This window comes from Bacillus sp. JK74 (genome assembly GCF_053663395.1).
Map to the genome: position 1 here is coordinate 208,432 of NZ_JBSJQB010000004.1, position 16,028 is coordinate 224,459.

Consider the following 16,028-nt stretch of genomic DNA (forward strand, 5'->3'; position numbering starts at 1 on the left):
TCTGCCAAAGGGAAACAGGCTTTTTATAATGGCTTTTAGATGATGTGATGTTCTTCATTTGCAAGTTTCACAAGAGTCAGAAGAGATTCTGCCTCACGTGCGTCGAGTGTTTTTGCCAGACGGTCTTTTTCAAAGATCTGCTGGCCGAAGACATTCACTGACGCCTGGTCAACCGCCGTGTGCCAGTTCTTTTGTGAATGATTCTCAGAAAAAGAGAAAACAAACACGGCAAAGACCGCTATAAGCATCGCCATGACCCAAAATTTTTGCCGATTTCCTGCTGCTGACATAGGCCGCCTCCTAACGTTCATTTTACTGGTATTAGATCATATATGAGCTGTTTTTCATAGAGTAAAGAAGTCATTATTTCAGGTAGTCCAAATGAAACGGAGCACAGCCGAAAGCCCGCCGGTCAGGCCGATGAGCCAATTCATATTTTGTTCATATTTTATTAAAAGTTTATCCAAGCCTGTCCTTTACAGTGGATATAACCACAAAACGCTGCTGAAAGGGGCCTTGAAAAATGCATATTCATATGATCAACAAAAACCAGTTTGAGAGTGACTTGGAGGCGGCCGGCTTCATCCGTCAGGCAGATGATATTATCGGCAAAATGAAAGAATACGTAACGGAATACGCCGCTTCTTCCGAACGGTTTCTGATTGAAATTCAAACCGTCATGAACGAATACAAAGCCGTCGTCTGTGCGATGTTTTCGACTATGGAAATTGCCGGTGCAAAAAAAGACGAGAAGCATGTTGAGTTCGAAGCCTGCACAGTATGGTGCGAATAAAAGACCTTCATCAAACCCCCGCGGCTGCCTGAACGGCAGTATACTGACTGGTGTTCAGGAAAGGGGAAATATTGAAACTTCTAAAGCGGCCGTTCGTATAAAAGAGTAAATCAGCTTGTATATGGAGGTTCGTGAAATGAACGATAAGAAAAAACAAGCTTTTGAACAGCTTTTCAGCACTTTAGACGAAAGACAAGAAATAAACGGAGCTGTATTGGCAGCGGAAAACGGCCGCATCTTATATCAGGGTTCATTCGGCGCTGCAGAACTGAAAACAAAGAGGATGCTGAATGACCAATCTGTCTTTGAATTAGCCTCAGTATCGAAGCCGTTTACAGCTTTAGGCGTTATCATTTTAGAGCAGCAAGGGAAGCTGCGTTATGACGATATGATAGAGCGGTGGCTTCCTGATTTTCCTTATCCGGGCATTACCATTCGGCATTTACTCCATCATACGTCAGGATTGCCGGACTATATGGAGTTATTTTTAACACATTGGGACCGGGACAGAATTGCCGTTAATCAAGATGTGATCGATATGCTTAAGCAGCATAAACCGGATGCTTATTTCCCGCCGGGCAAGGATTGGCTTTACAGTAATACGGGGTATGCGGTGTTAGCGGTTATTATAGAAATTGTATCAGGCATGAGTTTTGCTGAATTTATGAAACAAGCCGTATTTCATCCGCTTCGTATGCATGATACGCGGATTTATAACAGAAGGCTGAGTAAAGAAAACATTCCGAACTATGCATATGGCTATGTGTATGATGTTCATTCCGGAGAATATGTGCTGCCGGATGAACTTGAGGAAACCGATTATGTCGTCTTTCTTGACGGGATTCAAGGTGACGGAACCGTTAACTCCACTATTAGAGATTTATATCTGTTTGATCAGGCTCTTTATACGGAAGAAATCATCGGCAAAGAGTCTAAAGATCAAGCGTTTACGCCGGGCTATTGGAATGAAGAAGAGCAATTCGGATACGGATTTGGCTGGATGATTCAAAACAGCCGCCAAAAAGGGAAGGTTATCAGTCACGACGGAGGCTGGCCGGGCTATTCAACTCTGATGATCCGGTATATTGACCAGAACAAAACACTGATTTATCTCAGCAATATGGAACAATCGTATCAATTTGAACAAGCTGTGATTGCCGCGGCCGTAAACATCTTATTTGATCAGCCATACGTGATTCCGAAACGTCCGGCGGATCAGAAAAAAGCAGATATCGATCCTGCGATTTACAGCAGATTTACCGGCAATTACTCATTTCAGGATGACACACATGCATCGGTGACGGTAAAAGAAAACCGATTGTATCTTACAATAGACGGGCAGACACCATTCGAATTATTCCCAATGACGGAAACCCGTTATTTTGTCAGGGCGCTGCCGCTTGAAATTGAATTTGCAGGTGATAAAGCACAAACAGCCCCGCATTTCGTTTTATATCAGGACGGCACAGAAGAAACGGCTTTGCGGATAGACTGAGTGACATGCAAAACAAAACCGCCGTCCTGAGAAGACGGCGGTAATAGAGAAGTCAAACCCCTTTGATGACGCGAAATTTTCTTTTCGGCTCTGACATAAATATAGAAGAAAAAATCATAGCTCCGACCATTGTGATGTATTCCATATAAAGCGAAACTTCTGCCAAAACCAACCCCGCAATCATTAAAACAGCGCCCAATACCACCGCAAAAACCTTCGTTTTCATGATGAGTTCCCCCTATTATCTGATAATTGAATTATACTGCATCTCTATTAATGTGTACATTTTGTGAACAATTTCACCTGATAAAAGGCAATAAAGAGAGAGTTGAAGAATTAGGAGAAATGACAGGCCATCTTTTTGTTTTACCGAAGAAACGAAAGGGAAAATGAAAAATCAAAAAGGCAAAGGAGTTCTTGAAATGAAAGCGAGACTATTTTTATTCAGCATGTTTCTCCTGATCCCCGTTCTGGCGCTTGCCGGATGCAACAGCCAATCTTCAGGAGGAAGCGAAAAAGCGAAAGACAAAGAAACGCACTCTCACGAAGACATGAATCACTCAGGTTCATCCGAGGTGCCGAAAGGTTTAAAGAAGGCCGAAAATCCGACTTATAAAGTCGGCAGTGACGTCATGATTTTAGCTTCTCATATGAAAGGCATGAAAAATGCGCAAGGAACCGTAAAAGGTGCTTATGATACAACGGTTTACAGTGTATCTTACACTCCGGAAACGGGAGGAAAGCGCGTCGAAGATCACAAATGGGTCATTCAGGAAGAGCTGAAGGGCGCCGGTGATCAAACGTTAAAACCGGGTGACAAGGCCGTGATCGAGGCATCCCATATGAAAGGCATGAAGGGCGCCGAAGCCGTTATTGATTCAGCCAAAAAGACAACCGTTTATATGGTCGACTATACACCGACTGACGGCGGCCAAAAAGTAACCAATCATAAATGGGTGACAGAAGACGAGCTTGCTGCCGCAAAATAAAAAGACCGCCAAAGCCGAAGGAACTCCTTTGGCTTTTTTGCGGTCTCACATTTATGCGGATTTTCTTTTCAAGGCAGGTCTCGTTAAAGAGAATACAGCTAACGCGACAGCGATAATGACAATCAAACCGCCGCACCAGGCTGTTGCTGTGACAGAACCGGTTTGTCCGATCACGCCGCCGCCGATGGCTGACCCGAGCGCGATGCCGATCTGCAAAGCGGACGTGTTGAAGCTTTGCTGAATATCGGAAGACTCAGGCGCAATTTTGATTAAATAGCTTTGCTGCGCCGGCGCAAGGCTCCAGCTGAGCAATCCCCAGATCACCATCGCAGGCAGGAAAATGATTAAAGAAACCGTTGTCAGCGGAAGAATAAACAGGATCAGAGCGAAAGAAACGGTCACAAGCATGATGCTTTTAAATGCTCCTAAACGGTCATACAGCCAGCCTCCGAACGGGCCGCCGCATACCGCTGACAGACCGAACAAAAAGTAGCATACACTGACCCAAACGGAACTCAAATGAAGCGTTCTTTCCAAAAAAGGCGCAAAGTAGGCATAGAGTGTGTAATGCCCCGCCAATGTAAACAAGGTGACAAGATGTGCGCTGGCAATTTTGGCGGTCCCGATCGTCTTGATCTGCTCACGAAACGGAATCATTTTTTCAGCAGGTATTTTTTCAAAAAAGACGCTGATAATCAGCATGGAAACGAGAGATAATACGCCGATTCCCAAGAACAGAACACGCCATCCGAAGGCATTGCTGATGATAATACCGACAGGCACGCCTAAAGCGATTGCGGAGCTGAACCCCATGAAAATGATGCCGATCGCCCGCGCTCTGTATTCAGGCGCCACGATTTTAGGAGCAATCGTTAAAGAAAGGACGACAATCAGCCCTGTGCTCATGGAAGCGAGCACCCGTGACACCATAAGTACGGCGAAATTGGGACTGAAATAAGCGACCAGATTACTTAGGAAGAAAATAAACAGTGCGATTAAATAAAGCCGCTTTCGTTCAGCCTTTGCCGTCACTGCCAAAAGCAGCGGGCCGGATACCGCGTAACCGAGCGCAAACACGCTGATCAGCTGCCCCGCGCTGACGATGGATATATCTAAGTCGGAAGCGATTTGCGGAAGAATACCGCCCACAATTAATTCAACCAATCCGACTGCGATGGTAGATGCTGCAAGCAGAAATACTTTGAAATTCATGTACAGATACTCCTTTTTTTATTTTTTAGAAAATAAAAAATCCTGATTACAAAAAGTGTACGGGACAATTTTTGTAATCAGGATTTTACGGTTCCTGGTAGACACCCTCAAACCATATCATTGAGGTTATACAATGTATGCAATATTCGGCTGTGTCCGTTTCTGCAAAAAATTCTACCATAATAGTGAGGGAGATTCCATAGAAAATTCGAGGAAATCCTTTCAATTTCAATATCGGCGGCTGTAACGTCATTGATGAAGCAGGGAAAAAAATTTATGATAACCGTAAGGAGTCTATACAGATCAAACATTATACAGCCGGAGGAAACCGATGAATAAGTACGAAAAAATCGCCAACGAAATGAGAAAGAGGATTAAAAGCAGTGTATATGACATAGATCAGCCGATCCCGGATGAAAAGACGCTCGCTGCGGAGTTCGGGTGCAGCCGGATGACGATGAAGCGGGCGCTTGATACACTTGCGGCCGAAGGGATGCTTTTCAGAAAAAGAGGGCACGGCACATTTATCATTCAATCAGCCATGCAGGATGAGCACGTTCACGTAGTCAGCAACGAAATTCTCGGCTTGAGCAATTTGTTAAAAGGCAAAAATATCAAGAGCAAGGTCATCCGGTTTGAAGTGCAGTTTCCGTCTCAAGATGTCGCCGCACATTTGGCCATCGATGAAAAGACTCCCGTCTATTATGTAGTGAGGCTCAGAATTGTTGAAGGCGAACCGTACGTTCTTGAAAAAACATACATGCCGGCGAGCCTTATACCCGGCATTAATGACGAGGTGCTCAACCATTCCATCTACGATCATATTACGCGGGAACTGCAGCTCAAAATCGCAGGCTCACACAGAAAAATCAGAGCGTGCAAGTCGGATGACATGGATCAGCAATATCTCGGCTGCCGGCCGGATGACCCGATACTTGAAGTCGAGCATGTAGGCTTTTTGGACAACGGCACTCCCTTTGAATATTCATTTTCCCGCCACCGTCATGACAAGTTTGTCGTGACCTCAGTCAATATAAAACGTTCATAAAAGCGCCGAAGAGTGAGAGAAAAACTCACTCTTTTTTTGTTGCCGCTGATTTACATCGTAGCTTCTTTTATGTTATATTACCCAATGATAGAATCATCCTACAAATTTCAGAGGTGTTTTGATGGAGATATCCAAAACAAGCAGACTGTCGCTCGTAGAACAAGTGGTGGCGCAAATTGAATCGTTAATTCAATCGGATAAATGGCCGGTCGGGACGCGCATTCCCCCTGAGCTGGATTTAATGAAGCAATTTGATGTGAGCCGAAACACGTTGCGTGAGGCCATTCGGGCGCTCGTACATGCCGGCCTGCTGCAGACAAGGCAGGGGAGCGGTACGTATGTCAGCTCATCCAGTGTTCTCGGCGCGGCATTTTACCGCCATATTAAAAAATCAAATTTGCTTGAAACATTAGAAGTCAGATACGCACTCGAAAGAGAAGCTGCACGATTGGCGGCGGAAAGGCGTAATGACGAAGACCTGAAAGCACTGAAGGCATGCTTGGATGAATGTGAAGCGGCCTTGCAAAATGAAGATCGAAAACGGTATGCCGAAGCCGACATTAAGCTGCACAAAACAATTGTACAGGCGGCCCATAACAACATGCTTTCTGATCTATACGAGCATATGACGGAGGCGCTTTGTGCGTCAGTCCATAACCTGTTGGAAATCACCCCTGCTATCCGGATCCACACCCAGCTTGCCGCCGCGATTATCGGACAGAAACCGGATCAGGCCATGGAGGCCGTCAACCAATACATCACAGTATTTAAAGATACAATACACATGGAGGATGAACATGAAAATTGAAGACGAACATCAAATTCTGCAAGCAAGTCATCGTAAAAAACTGATATTGCTGGTCATCGGAGTCATATTGATAGGGGCCAACCTCAGAGCGCCTCTGACATCGGTCGGGCCGCTCGTTTCCTCAATTCGGGACAGCCTCGGCATGACCAATGCGGCTGCCGGCACCATTACGACAGTGCCGCTTTTGGCCTTTGCATGTCTGTCGCCGTTTGTTCCATTATTGTCCCGGCGCTTCGGGACCGAGATTGTCTTACTGTCATCATTAATTGTCCTGACAGCCGGAACTCTGCTGCGCTCCATCGCCGGAATCGGCACTCTCTTTTTCGGAACGATCCTGTTGGGATTGTCGATCGCCGTATGCAACGTCCTGCTGCCGAGTCTCATTAAACATAAGTTTCCCGGAAATTTAGGCATCATGACCGGCGTCTACTCGGTTTCTATGAATCTGTGCGGCGCGATTGCATCCGGCATCAGCGTGCCGATCGCCTCTTCAGCGGGGTTAGGCTGGAAAGGCGCGCTCGGCTGCTGGGCTATCCTTTCTTTTATTGCGTTCGTCATGTGGATTCCGCAAATGCGAGGACGCGAACTGCCCGTCCGTACGACTGGGACAAACGGAGAGAAGAAAAACAGTCTGATGCGGTCTCCGCTGGCTTGGAAGGTGACGATGTTCATGGGGCTGCAATCCCTTATTTTTTACACCGTCATCGCCTGGCTGCCGGAAATTCTTCAGCAGAATGGACTCAGCTCAAGTAAGGCGGGATGGATGCTTTCATTAATGCAATTCTCAGTCCTGCCGATTACTTTTATCGTGCCGATCGCTGCCGCTAAAATGAAAAATCAGCGCGCACTCGCCGGACTGACGGCTTTATTTTTCCTTATCGGCATTGCCGGCGTTCTTTTCGGAAGCCCGGCTCTCACTCCGCTATGGGTCATTTTGATCGGAATTGCGGGAGGCTGTGCGTTCAGTCTGGCGATGATGTTCTTCAGCCTGCGGACCCGGCATGTTCATGAAGCCGCGGCGCTTTCCGGCATGGCCCAGTCATTCGGATACCTGCTTGCCGCGTTCGGGCCGCTTGTATTCGGTTTGCTGCATGACATCACGCACGGCTGGACGGTTCCGTTATTCATGCTGATCGCAGTCTCCGTTCTGATCTTCATTTTCGGAGTCGGAGCGGGAAAAGCGGAACAGATCAAAACAGCATAAAAAAACAAAGGGCCCGTTTAGGGTCCTTTGTTTTTTGTTTAAAAAGCTGTCTCAGGCCGTCACGCTGTCAGTTTTAAGCCGATGACACCGATGAGGATAAGCCCCAGAGACACCAATTGTGACAGATTGAATTTTTCTTTAAACCAAAGTATGCCCACGGCAGAAACGCCGATGCTTCCCATGCCGGTCCAAGCCGCATACGCGACACCTGTGGGAAGAACCTGCATCGCTCCGGAAAGGCAAAAGAATGAAATCATAAAGCCTGTTACCATGACAATCAGCGGCCACTTTTTTTTAAAACCGTCAATATGTTTCATGGCAACGGCCGCTACAACTTCCTCCGCTCCGGCAATAAATAACAGCAGCCATGCCATTAATGTTCACCCCTTGTTTCAGTTTCTTTCGTAAATACCTTCATTCCTAAAATGCCGGACAACAGCAAAGCCAAAAAGAATATTTGCCCGATTGAAAACGATTCGCCTAAAATGACGCCCGTTACATATGTGCCGACGGTGCCTATTCCGACAAAAACGGTATATGCGGCAGCCATCGGAATTTTTTTATAAGAGCGGATCAGCATCAGAAAGCTGACGGCAATCAAAAGGAAAATACCAATCCAATCAAAGAGCGAATCCGCATGCTTCAGGGCGGACGCCCAAACTACTTCTAACAGTCCGGCTATCAATACAAGCAGCCAATACATGATACAGTCACCTCAGTTATGAATGAATGTCAGTCATTTTTACGGCGGTCAAAAATGATCGGTCTCCGCCAATCATTTCTGCAAGCTTCTTTTGAGAAAGCTGAATATTTCTTTTTTATATACTTCGAGATCGACATCCTGTTCACAGCCGATATAAAACCGTTCAGCTGCGTTCTCGACAACGTTGATAATCGTTCTGGCCGTCCATCTGACATGAATGCCGCTGATGACCTCACCCTGTTCAATGGCCGTATTGATCACGCCTTCCAGCCAGGAATAATAAGGCTGATAAATGGCTTCCCATTTCTCCATTGAATGATCGATGGCAAGACCGGAATAACAGAGAACGATAATATCTTTATGAAGCCGGGTGATGTGAAATGTCTCATCTACCAAAATGTCCAGCAACGTCCAAAAATCTTCAGAACCGTCCGTTTTCCCTTTTATTCTGTCCAGCGTAGTGTCGAGCAGGTTTTCTGCAATCGCGGATATCAGTGCGTTTTTAGAAGAAAAATATAAATAAAACGTACCTTGGGCCGTTCCGGCTTTTTTGACGATTTCTGAAATGGATGCTTTGTCTAATCCTTTTTCAGAAATGACTTCAATCGCGGCTTGCAGGATCTTTTCGTATTTTCCCGAGCTTTGTTTTGCCAATAGAGGGGTCCTCCTTTTATGAATGACTGTCATTCATTTTATCGCATATTCGCTTTTTTGTCACCCCTTAACATAAAAATACCGGAAAGAAGACCATACTTCTTTCCGGCATTCGTCATTTATCACTGTCGATCATAGCCTTCGGCAGACCTGTATATTTTGCCCAGTAATAAATACCGAGCGAACCGATGGCGATCAGAATCAGGTCAAGCGGATTGCTGATAATGCCCAATCCGTGGCCGAACGAGCCGAGATAGGAGAAAATCAGCATCATGACATAAAAGCCGACGATCCACCATGCTGATTTCAGCTGCTGGCGTATGCTGACATCATCTTTGGGAGCATATTTACTGAAACAGAGATAGATCAGAAACATGACAATTTGAGAACCGAGAAGCCAGGATACGGTGCGCCATCCGGACCAATATACAATATAAGAGGTAAAAATAAACGACAGCGGCCCGATGATGCTCATCCCTTTTAAATAAAACGGTCTGTTAATGTTCTTCGCGTTGACTCTCAGCGCCGCAGAAGAAATCGGCGCAATCGCATAAGACAGAATCAATGCGACGGAGCATACGTTAACAAGAGCGTTCCAAGAAGGGAACGGAAGCGTCCAAAAAACAGCCAGGCCGAACGAAAGCCAAAGGGAGGCACGCGGTGTCCCGGTTTCTTTATTGACTTTAGAAAAAATGCTGAATAATGTTCCGTTTCTGGCCCAGGCATAGACGAGACGTGAAGTCGTATTCATAAAGATATTTCCGTTACCGCCCGGTGATAAAATCGCATCTAAAATAACCAATGTCGCCAGCCACCCCAAACCGAGCAAGACGGCGATATCTTTGAACGGAAGGGAGAATTCAGTCCCGATAGCCGGCCATCCGTGCTTCAGGGTATCCCCCGGGATCGCCCCGATAAAAGTGAGCTGCAGTACGGTGTAAATAATAGTAGAAACGATAATACAAACAATCAATGCGATCGGAATGTTCCGCTTCGGATTCTGCACTTCACTCGCGACAGCCACAATCGGATGCAGCCCAAGGTATGCAAACATGACGCCGCCTGTGGAAATCGCGGCCTGAATTCCGGTGAAACCAAAAGGCGCGAATCCGTGAACGGTCATATTGCCCGGGTGAAAATGAAAAATCAGTACAACAATTACCGTAATCGGTACGACATATTTAAAAATCGAAATAATGAAGTTTGCTTTCGCAAAGGTTTTGACACTCCAGTAATTGAGGAGGAAGAACAGGCAGAGCAGCGCAAATTGCAATATCCATCCGGCAATTGTCGGCGAATCAGAGCCTTTTACGGTCAAACCGGGAAACCAATACGCTACGTATTGGCGGACTGCCGTGACTTCTATTGAAATAAGACTCGTGTATGCCACAATGGTGACAAAGGAAATTAAATATCCGACCAGGTGTCCGTGTGAATATACGGGATACCGGATAATCCCCCCGGTCCGCGGCAGCGCGGCGCCCAGTTCCGCATAAACCAAGCCGATCAATAAGATGATTCCCCCGCCGATCAGCCAGGAAAAAACGCCTGACGGGCCCGCTTTAGAGGCGACGTTACTGACGGCAAACAGCCATGCCGAACCGAATATGGCTCCCATGCCGATTAAAATAAGATCAAAAAGTGACATAGTTTTCTGGAAGTTTCCTTGCTTAGACATTCGCTGCCTCCTTAAAAAAGACATTGTTCTCTTTACATAATTCCCATTATCATTCAAACATACCCAGCCGGCCGGCTGGAAAATTAGGACAACTTTCGAAACGAAGTATGTACAGAAATGTGCTCACATCAAAATAACGGCCGTATGGCAAGATCTCCCGGCTTATATTCCCCGTTTTGAACACATTCAAACCTCATATTCAGAAAAACAAAAAACGCCCGAAACAGGCGTTTTTTGTTACAAGTTCATATCTTTCAGTCCGGGGCTGTGCTCATTCGGAAGCTCGGGAAGTTCCGGCACAGGGAAACCTTTAGGAGGCTCGGACACACTTAATTCGCCGCCGTTTCGGCTCGGTGTCGTTCCCTGCAGAATTTCTCCGATCTGTGTCGGATCCAGTCTGAAATTAAATTGGGTATTATGATAACCCATCTCAACGAATTTCCGGCATTCCGGGTATTTTTCAATATCATAATTCGGCACGGGAAATAATTTGCCCCATTCGACACCCAGTGTTTCCAGCGCTTTTGTAAATGCATTTTGATGGGCGTTGTCACGGACGATCAGGAAACCGAGTGTTTCTCTGAACGTCTGGTTAGAACTCATTTCATAAATGCGCGTTTTTTGCAGCACGCCGGTTGATTCCAGCACGACATTGTCCAATAAGTCAGCAATCAGATTCCCGTGGTTGTATACCCAAGACCCGTTCCATGGATTGCCGCCGGCGTCTACAGGAAGAGAACTTTGCGCCCCGATGATAAAATGGTGCGGATTGGCGTGTTTAACTGCTTCGTCAAGCGGCGCCTGATCTGCTGCCTGATTTCCGGCGCCCTCAGCGCCGCTTTCATCGAGCAGCGCATTAATCGTATGCTGGACGAGCTCAACGTGTGCGATCTCTTCTAAAAATACACCGCGAAGCAGGTCACGGAACTGTTTTTCTTTTCCTCTGAAATTAGAGCTTTGGAAAAAGTATTGCATCATCGTCCGCATTTCCCCGTAATGCCCGCCTAAAATTTCCTGAAGCACCTTGGCCGCGGCCGGGTCCGGCTTGTCCGGTTTAATGATATTGATCAGCTCTTCTTTGTAATAATACATAAACAGCGCCCCCTGAAAGAAGTTTTCGGTTCTTCTGTTAGTGTCTTTGCAAATTCAGTTTTTATGTATCGGCATCAAAAAAAGGACGGAAAGCGTGTCCGTCCTTTTGTGTTAAGCCTCAACCGCCCCGCGAAGTTTCGTGTTGACAAGCCCGTTCCATCCTTGATCCATCGTACTGTGAATCTCGGAGCTTTTCCGATTGACTTTATTGATGACGGCTTCCGGCTCTTTCCATCCGCCGTGAATGAGAGTGAATTCCGTATCCCCGCTTTCCGTTTCCTTTAAGACAAAAGAAACGATCCAGCCTTCCGTATCCCATGAAAAAGAAAGGCGGTACGGCGCTTCAATATCCAGCAGCTTGCACGGAGACGGACCGAACGGAGATTCCAGCTGAAACTCACTGTCTTCTTGAGGTGTGAAATCATTCGGCATAAACCAGAGAGACAGGCCGTCCGCCGTAGAGACCGTATCCCAGACAACTTGTATCGGCGCCTTGAAAACGGCGGTATGAATAATGTCCGGTAATGGCTGATTGCTGTTGTTGTTTTTGTTATCTTTGTTTTGTTTATCAGACATGATGCGTAACCACTCTTTCGCTGTTTTTACTTTTGATCATACTACACAGGGCAGGACATTTGAAAACAAATCAAACTTATTTTATGCTTTTCCAAAGCCATTCAATTCATTTTAAGGAGACGTAGTGATGACAGATCAATTTAAAGCGTTAGTAGTCGATCAACATGAAGACCGGTTTTCAGTCAGCGTACGGGAGCTGGCGGTTCAGGACCTTCCCGAGGGTGAAGTGCTGATTAAGGTTTGCTACTCAGGGGTGAATTATAAAGACAGCTTGGCTGCCATTCCTGACGGCAAGATCGTAACCTCGTATCCTTTCGTGCCGGGAATTGATTTAGCGGGAATCGTCGTTTCTTCAGATGACGCCCGTTTTAAAGAAGGGGACAAAGTCATTGCGACAAGCTACGGCATAGGCGTTTCCCATTTTGGCGGCTATAGCGGGATGGCCCGCATTCCGGCAGATTGGATCGTGCCGCTGCCTGAAGGTCTGACACTTAAAGAAGCCATGACGATCGGAACCGCCGGCTTCACTGCCGCATTGTCCGTCCAGCGTCTTGAAGAAAACCATGCCGCTCCTGAAAAAGGGAAGGTGCTGGTGACGGGAGCGACAGGCGGCGTCGGAAGCTTTGCCGTCTCCATTCTTTCAACCTTAGGTTATGAGGTCGAGGCCAGTACGGGAAAAGAAGAAGAAAGCGGGTATTTGAAGAGCCTCGGAGCAAAGACGGTCATTCACCGTGACGAAGTGTATAACGGCACGTTAAAACCGATGCAAAAACAAAAATGGGCAGCGGCCGTCGATCCGGTCGGAGGTGAGCCGCTTGCTTCAGTTCTCAGTCAGATTCAGTACGGCGGATCAGTTGCTGTGAGCGGACTGACAGCGGGAACGAAACTCCCGGCTACAGTCTTTCCGTTTATATTGCGCGGCGTCAGTCTCTTGGGAATTGATTCCGTATTCTGTCCGATGGAGACAAGAAAGAAAATATGGCAGCGTTTAGCTGATGACTTCAAGCCTGCAGATCTGGAGGCCTTTATTCAAAAGGAAATTACACTTGAAGAGCTGCCGGATACGCTTCCTGCCCTTTTAAAAGGAGAAGCGAGAGGGAGAACGATTGTTACAATAAACGAAGAATAAAACAAAAACCCCCAACTAGCAGTTGGGGGTTTTCAATATGTAATCAATTATTGATTATAATAGGGGTAATTCATTGATCATGTTATGAAAATGAATTGATGTAAAATATAAATTGATTATATATAGGTAATATAAAGGTAAGTTATAAAATTTTCTGAAATATTTATTGACTGAAAGCGCTTTTAAAATTATGATAATAACATAAGTACCAATAATATCATTATAACTTCACTACAAAGTAACTATAAAATAACAATTTGGCGAGAGGGGAGAGCGAATAATCACTATAAATGATAACGCTTTCGGAACATTTTCTTCTTATATAACTGTTTTGGACGTCAGAACTTGTATGCAGACGTTAGAGGTGTAAATATTGATAACTGAATATTCGGATATTATCTCTGTGTAAAAACTAGGAGGATTTGAAGATGAATAAAAATAGCAGCCAGCATTCATTTTTGAGAACCATCATTTTAGTATCGACATTCGGGGGACTTCTTTTCGGCTACGATACCGGTGTGATTAATGGGGCGCTGCCGTTTATGGCGGAAGCTGACCAGCTTAATCTTACCGCTTTGACTGAAGGGATGGTGGCGAGCTCCCTGCTCTTGGGGGCTGCGATCGGCGCGGTTTTCGGAGGGAGATTGTCGGACTATAACGGCAGACGTAAAAATATCCTTATCCTTGCCGTTTTGTTCTTTGCAGCGACGCTTGGATGTACACTGGCGCCTAACGTGTCGGTTATGATCATCTCCCGTTTTCTGCTGGGGCTTGCCGTCGGGGGAGCATCTGTAACCGTTCCGGCATATTTGGCTGAAATGTCGCCGGCGGAAAGCCGAGGGAGAATGGTTACCCAAAATGAATTGATGATTGTAACGGGCCAGCTGCTTGCCTTCACGTGTAATGCTATCATCGGCAATGTGCTTGGTGATACCTCTCACGCTTGGCGTTATATGCTCGTTATCGCGGCCCTTCCGGCGGTATTCTTGTTTTTTGGTATGCTGAAAGTTCCTGAAAGTCCGCGCTGGCTGGTTTCTAAAGGAAGAAAAGAAGATGCTCTGCACGTTCTCCGGCGAATAAGGAATGAAGAGAAAGCGAAGTCTGAGCTCGCTGAGATTGAATCTGCCTTTCATAAGGAAGCTCAGATGGAGCAGGCGACCTTTAAGGATCTTGCCGTTCCGTGGGTGCGCCGCATTGTGTTTATCGGGATCGGAATTGCGGTAGTGCAGCAGCTCACCGGCGTGAATTCAATTATGTATTATGGAACTCAAATTTTAAAAGATGCCGGTTTCGAGACAAAAGCCGCATTAATCGGCAATATCGCTAACGGTGTGATTTCAGTGCTCGCGACTTTTGTGGGAATATGGCTTCTCGGCAAAGTCGGCCGCCGCCCGATGCTGATGACGGGGCTCATCGGAACGACTGCGGTGCTGCTTTTGATCGGAGTTCTGTCTGTCGTGCTGAAAGGATCGCCTGCTCTTCCTTATGTGGTTCTTTCATTAACAGTCACTTTCCTTGCGTTTCAGCAGGGGGCTGTCTCTCCGGTGACCTGGCTGATGCTGTCGGAGATATTCCCGCTGCGTTTGCGGGGGCTTGGTATGGGGGTCACTGTCTTCTGTCTCTGGATCGTGAACTTCATTGTTGGTTTAACTTTTCCGATCCTGCTCGCAAACATCGGATTGTCTGCAACCTTCTTCATTTTTGTCCTGTTAGGGATAGCGTCCGTTATATTTGTGAAAAGGTTCCTTCCGGAAACGAAAGGTCTGTCGCTCGAACAGCTTGAACAAAACTTCCGTGCCTATGAAAAAACAGATCGTAATAGCGCAGAAGCCGAGGTGAGCGGGTAATCTGAATAGACGCGGGGTTCCTGGGGATCCCGCTTTTTACTTATTATATAGAAGGGAATAATAAGCGGGAAAAAAGTTTCGTAAAAGTGTTGACCTAATTTAAAGTGCATGGTATATTATTAAACGTCGCTGATGAACAAAGCGATAACGACAAATGAGAAAATGATCTTTTGAAAAAAAGACTTTACAAATTCTCAAAAGCGTGTATAATAAATGAGGTCGAGAAAAAAGACTTCGAAAATTAATAAAAAAATACTTGACATCATAACTGATTGGTAGTATGATAGTTAAGTCGCCTGATAAGCGCCCGTAGCTCAATTGGATAGAGCGTTTGACTACGGATCAAAAGGTTAGGGGTTCGACTCCTCTCGGGCGCGCCAATTCAAATGCGGGTGTAGTTTAGTGGTAAAACCTCAGCCTTCCAAGCTGATGTCGTGAGTTCGATTCTCATCACCCGCTCCATTATAATGATCTTTGAAAACTAAACAAGACAAAACGTACCTGTTAATTCAAAGTTTTAAATAAATCGCACAGCAATGTGCGTAGTCAGTCAAACTAAGGTCTGCATGATGCAGATCACACAGACGTTACTGCAGGATGCAGTGAATGTAGTCTGTGATCCATTTATCGGAGAGTTTGATCCTGGCTCAGGACGAACGCTGGCGGCGTGCCTAATACATGCAAGTCGAGCGGACAGATGGGAGCTTGCTCCCTGATGTTAGCGGCGGACGGGTGAGTAACACGTGGGTAACCTGCCTGTAAGACTGGGATAACTCCGGGAAACCGGGGCTAATACCGGA

Annotated in this window: 17 protein-coding genes, 2 tRNA genes, 1 rRNA gene and 1 riboswitch; of the genes, 11 read left to right on the top strand and 9 right to left on the bottom strand. The window is 46.2% G+C overall.

The features are described 5' to 3' along the window. Positions 1-35: 35 nt before the first annotated feature. The gene (locus ACWJJ5_RS14285; RefSeq protein ID WP_015416933.1) at positions 36-290 is read right to left on the bottom strand and encodes a hypothetical protein; all 255 of its coding nucleotides are present in this window, start codon (positions 288-290) and stop codon (positions 36-38) included. 233 nt (positions 291-523) lie between these two features. On the opposite strand from ACWJJ5_RS14285, the gene ACWJJ5_RS14290 reads away from it, so the two are divergent. Both ACWJJ5_RS14290 and ACWJJ5_RS14295 read left to right on the top strand, forming a co-directional pair. Then, entirely contained in the window at positions 524-793 is a 270-nt protein-coding gene (locus ACWJJ5_RS14290; RefSeq protein WP_015416934.1) for a hypothetical protein, read from the top strand. Between the two features lie 136 nt (positions 794-929). Continuing rightward, entirely contained in the window at positions 930-2,288 is a 1,359-nt protein-coding gene (locus ACWJJ5_RS14295) for a beta-lactamase family protein (RefSeq protein ID WP_265210290.1), read from the top strand. Positions 2,289-2,340: 52 nt separating this feature from the next. On the opposite strand, the gene ACWJJ5_RS14300 is transcribed toward ACWJJ5_RS14295, so the two are convergent. Next, on the bottom strand, positions 2,341-2,514 hold the full coding sequence (locus ACWJJ5_RS14300; protein ID WP_003156030.1) for a hypothetical protein: 174 nt from the start codon (positions 2,512-2,514) through the stop codon (positions 2,341-2,343). Positions 2,515-2,710: 196 nt separating this feature from the next. Between ACWJJ5_RS14300 and ACWJJ5_RS14305 the strand changes: the two genes are divergently transcribed. Further along, a complete protein-coding gene (locus tag ACWJJ5_RS14305) occupies positions 2,711-3,277 on the top strand; it encodes a YdhK family protein (protein WP_070082687.1) in 567 nt (188 codons plus the stop codon). Positions 3,278-3,328: 51 nt separating this feature from the next. On the opposite strand, the gene ACWJJ5_RS14310 is transcribed toward ACWJJ5_RS14305, so the two are convergent. Then, positions 3,329-4,489, bottom strand: a complete 1,161-nt coding sequence (locus ACWJJ5_RS14310) for an MFS transporter (protein ID WP_007409299.1) — start codon at positions 4,487-4,489, stop codon at positions 3,329-3,331. Positions 4,490-4,543: 54 nt separating this feature from the next. Then, a riboswitch (purine riboswitch) is annotated at positions 4,544-4,643 on the bottom strand. A 177-nt stretch (positions 4,644-4,820) separates the two neighbouring features. Between ACWJJ5_RS14310 and ACWJJ5_RS14315 the strand changes: the two genes are divergently transcribed. The 3 genes from ACWJJ5_RS14315 (at position 4,821) to ACWJJ5_RS14325 (ending at position 7,549) form a co-directional block, all read left to right on the top strand. Continuing rightward, on the top strand, positions 4,821-5,537 hold the full coding sequence (locus ACWJJ5_RS14315) for a GntR family transcriptional regulator (RefSeq protein ID WP_007409298.1): 717 nt from the start codon (positions 4,821-4,823) through the stop codon (positions 5,535-5,537). Between the two features lie 121 nt (positions 5,538-5,658). Beyond that, positions 5,659-6,345, top strand: coding sequence for a FadR/GntR family transcriptional regulator (locus ACWJJ5_RS14320; protein WP_003156026.1), 687 nt, complete (start codon positions 5,659-5,661; stop codon positions 6,343-6,345). Then, positions 6,335-7,549, top strand: coding sequence for a CynX/NimT family MFS transporter (locus tag ACWJJ5_RS14325; protein WP_015416938.1), 1,215 nt, complete (start codon positions 6,335-6,337; stop codon positions 7,547-7,549). Before ACWJJ5_RS14320 ends, ACWJJ5_RS14325 begins: the two co-directional genes overlap by 11 nt. Before the next feature lie 59 nt (positions 7,550-7,608). Here the strand turns inward: ACWJJ5_RS14325 and ACWJJ5_RS14330 are convergent, their stop codons facing one another. From ACWJJ5_RS14330 to ACWJJ5_RS14355, 6 genes are all read right to left on the bottom strand, one after another. Beyond that, positions 7,609-7,923 (bottom strand): DMT family transporter, encoded by a 315-nt coding sequence (locus ACWJJ5_RS14330; RefSeq protein ID WP_102422394.1) that lies wholly within the window; start codon positions 7,921-7,923, stop codon positions 7,609-7,611. Next, positions 7,923-8,252 carry a DMT family transporter gene (locus ACWJJ5_RS14335; protein WP_003156023.1) on the bottom strand — a complete coding sequence of 110 codons (330 nt, stop codon included), beginning with the start codon at positions 8,250-8,252 and terminating at the stop codon, positions 7,923-7,925. The genes ACWJJ5_RS14330 and ACWJJ5_RS14335 overlap by 1 nt, the downstream gene beginning before the upstream one ends. 72 nt (positions 8,253-8,324) lie before the next feature. Beyond that, positions 8,325-8,906 (bottom strand): TetR family transcriptional regulator, encoded by a 582-nt coding sequence (locus ACWJJ5_RS14340; protein ID WP_014304461.1) that lies wholly within the window; start codon positions 8,904-8,906, stop codon positions 8,325-8,327. Between the two features lie 115 nt (positions 8,907-9,021). Beyond that, a complete protein-coding gene (locus tag ACWJJ5_RS14345; RefSeq protein ID WP_003156021.1) occupies positions 9,022-10,584 on the bottom strand; it encodes an APC family permease in 1,563 nt (520 codons plus the stop codon). 237 nt (positions 10,585-10,821) lie between these two features. Next, entirely contained in the window at positions 10,822-11,676 is an 855-nt protein-coding gene (locus tag ACWJJ5_RS14350) for a manganese catalase family protein (protein ID WP_102422395.1), read from the bottom strand. A 111-nt stretch (positions 11,677-11,787) separates the two neighbouring features. Further along, on the bottom strand, positions 11,788-12,252 hold the full coding sequence (locus ACWJJ5_RS14355; RefSeq protein WP_003156017.1) for an SRPBCC family protein: 465 nt from the start codon (positions 12,250-12,252) through the stop codon (positions 11,788-11,790). A 127-nt stretch (positions 12,253-12,379) separates the two neighbouring features. Between ACWJJ5_RS14355 and ACWJJ5_RS14360 the strand changes: the two genes are divergently transcribed. The 5 genes from ACWJJ5_RS14360 to ACWJJ5_RS14380 form a co-directional block, all read left to right on the top strand. Then, the gene (locus tag ACWJJ5_RS14360) at positions 12,380-13,381 is read left to right on the top strand and encodes an NADPH:quinone oxidoreductase family protein (protein ID WP_039062714.1); all 1,002 of its coding nucleotides are present in this window, start codon (positions 12,380-12,382) and stop codon (positions 13,379-13,381) included. Between the two features lie 428 nt (positions 13,382-13,809). Beyond that, the gene (locus ACWJJ5_RS14365) at positions 13,810-15,228 is read left to right on the top strand and encodes a sugar porter family MFS transporter (RefSeq protein ID WP_172614489.1); all 1,419 of its coding nucleotides are present in this window, start codon (positions 13,810-13,812) and stop codon (positions 15,226-15,228) included. 303 nt (positions 15,229-15,531) lie between these two features. Next, positions 15,532-15,608: transfer RNA gene (locus ACWJJ5_RS14370), tRNA-Arg, on the top strand. A gap of 8 nt (positions 15,609-15,616) precedes the next feature. Further along, positions 15,617-15,690: transfer RNA gene (locus ACWJJ5_RS14375), tRNA-Gly, on the top strand. 162 nt (positions 15,691-15,852) lie between these two features. Next, a 16S ribosomal RNA gene (locus ACWJJ5_RS14380) occupies positions 15,853-16,028 on the top strand; the annotation flags it as partial.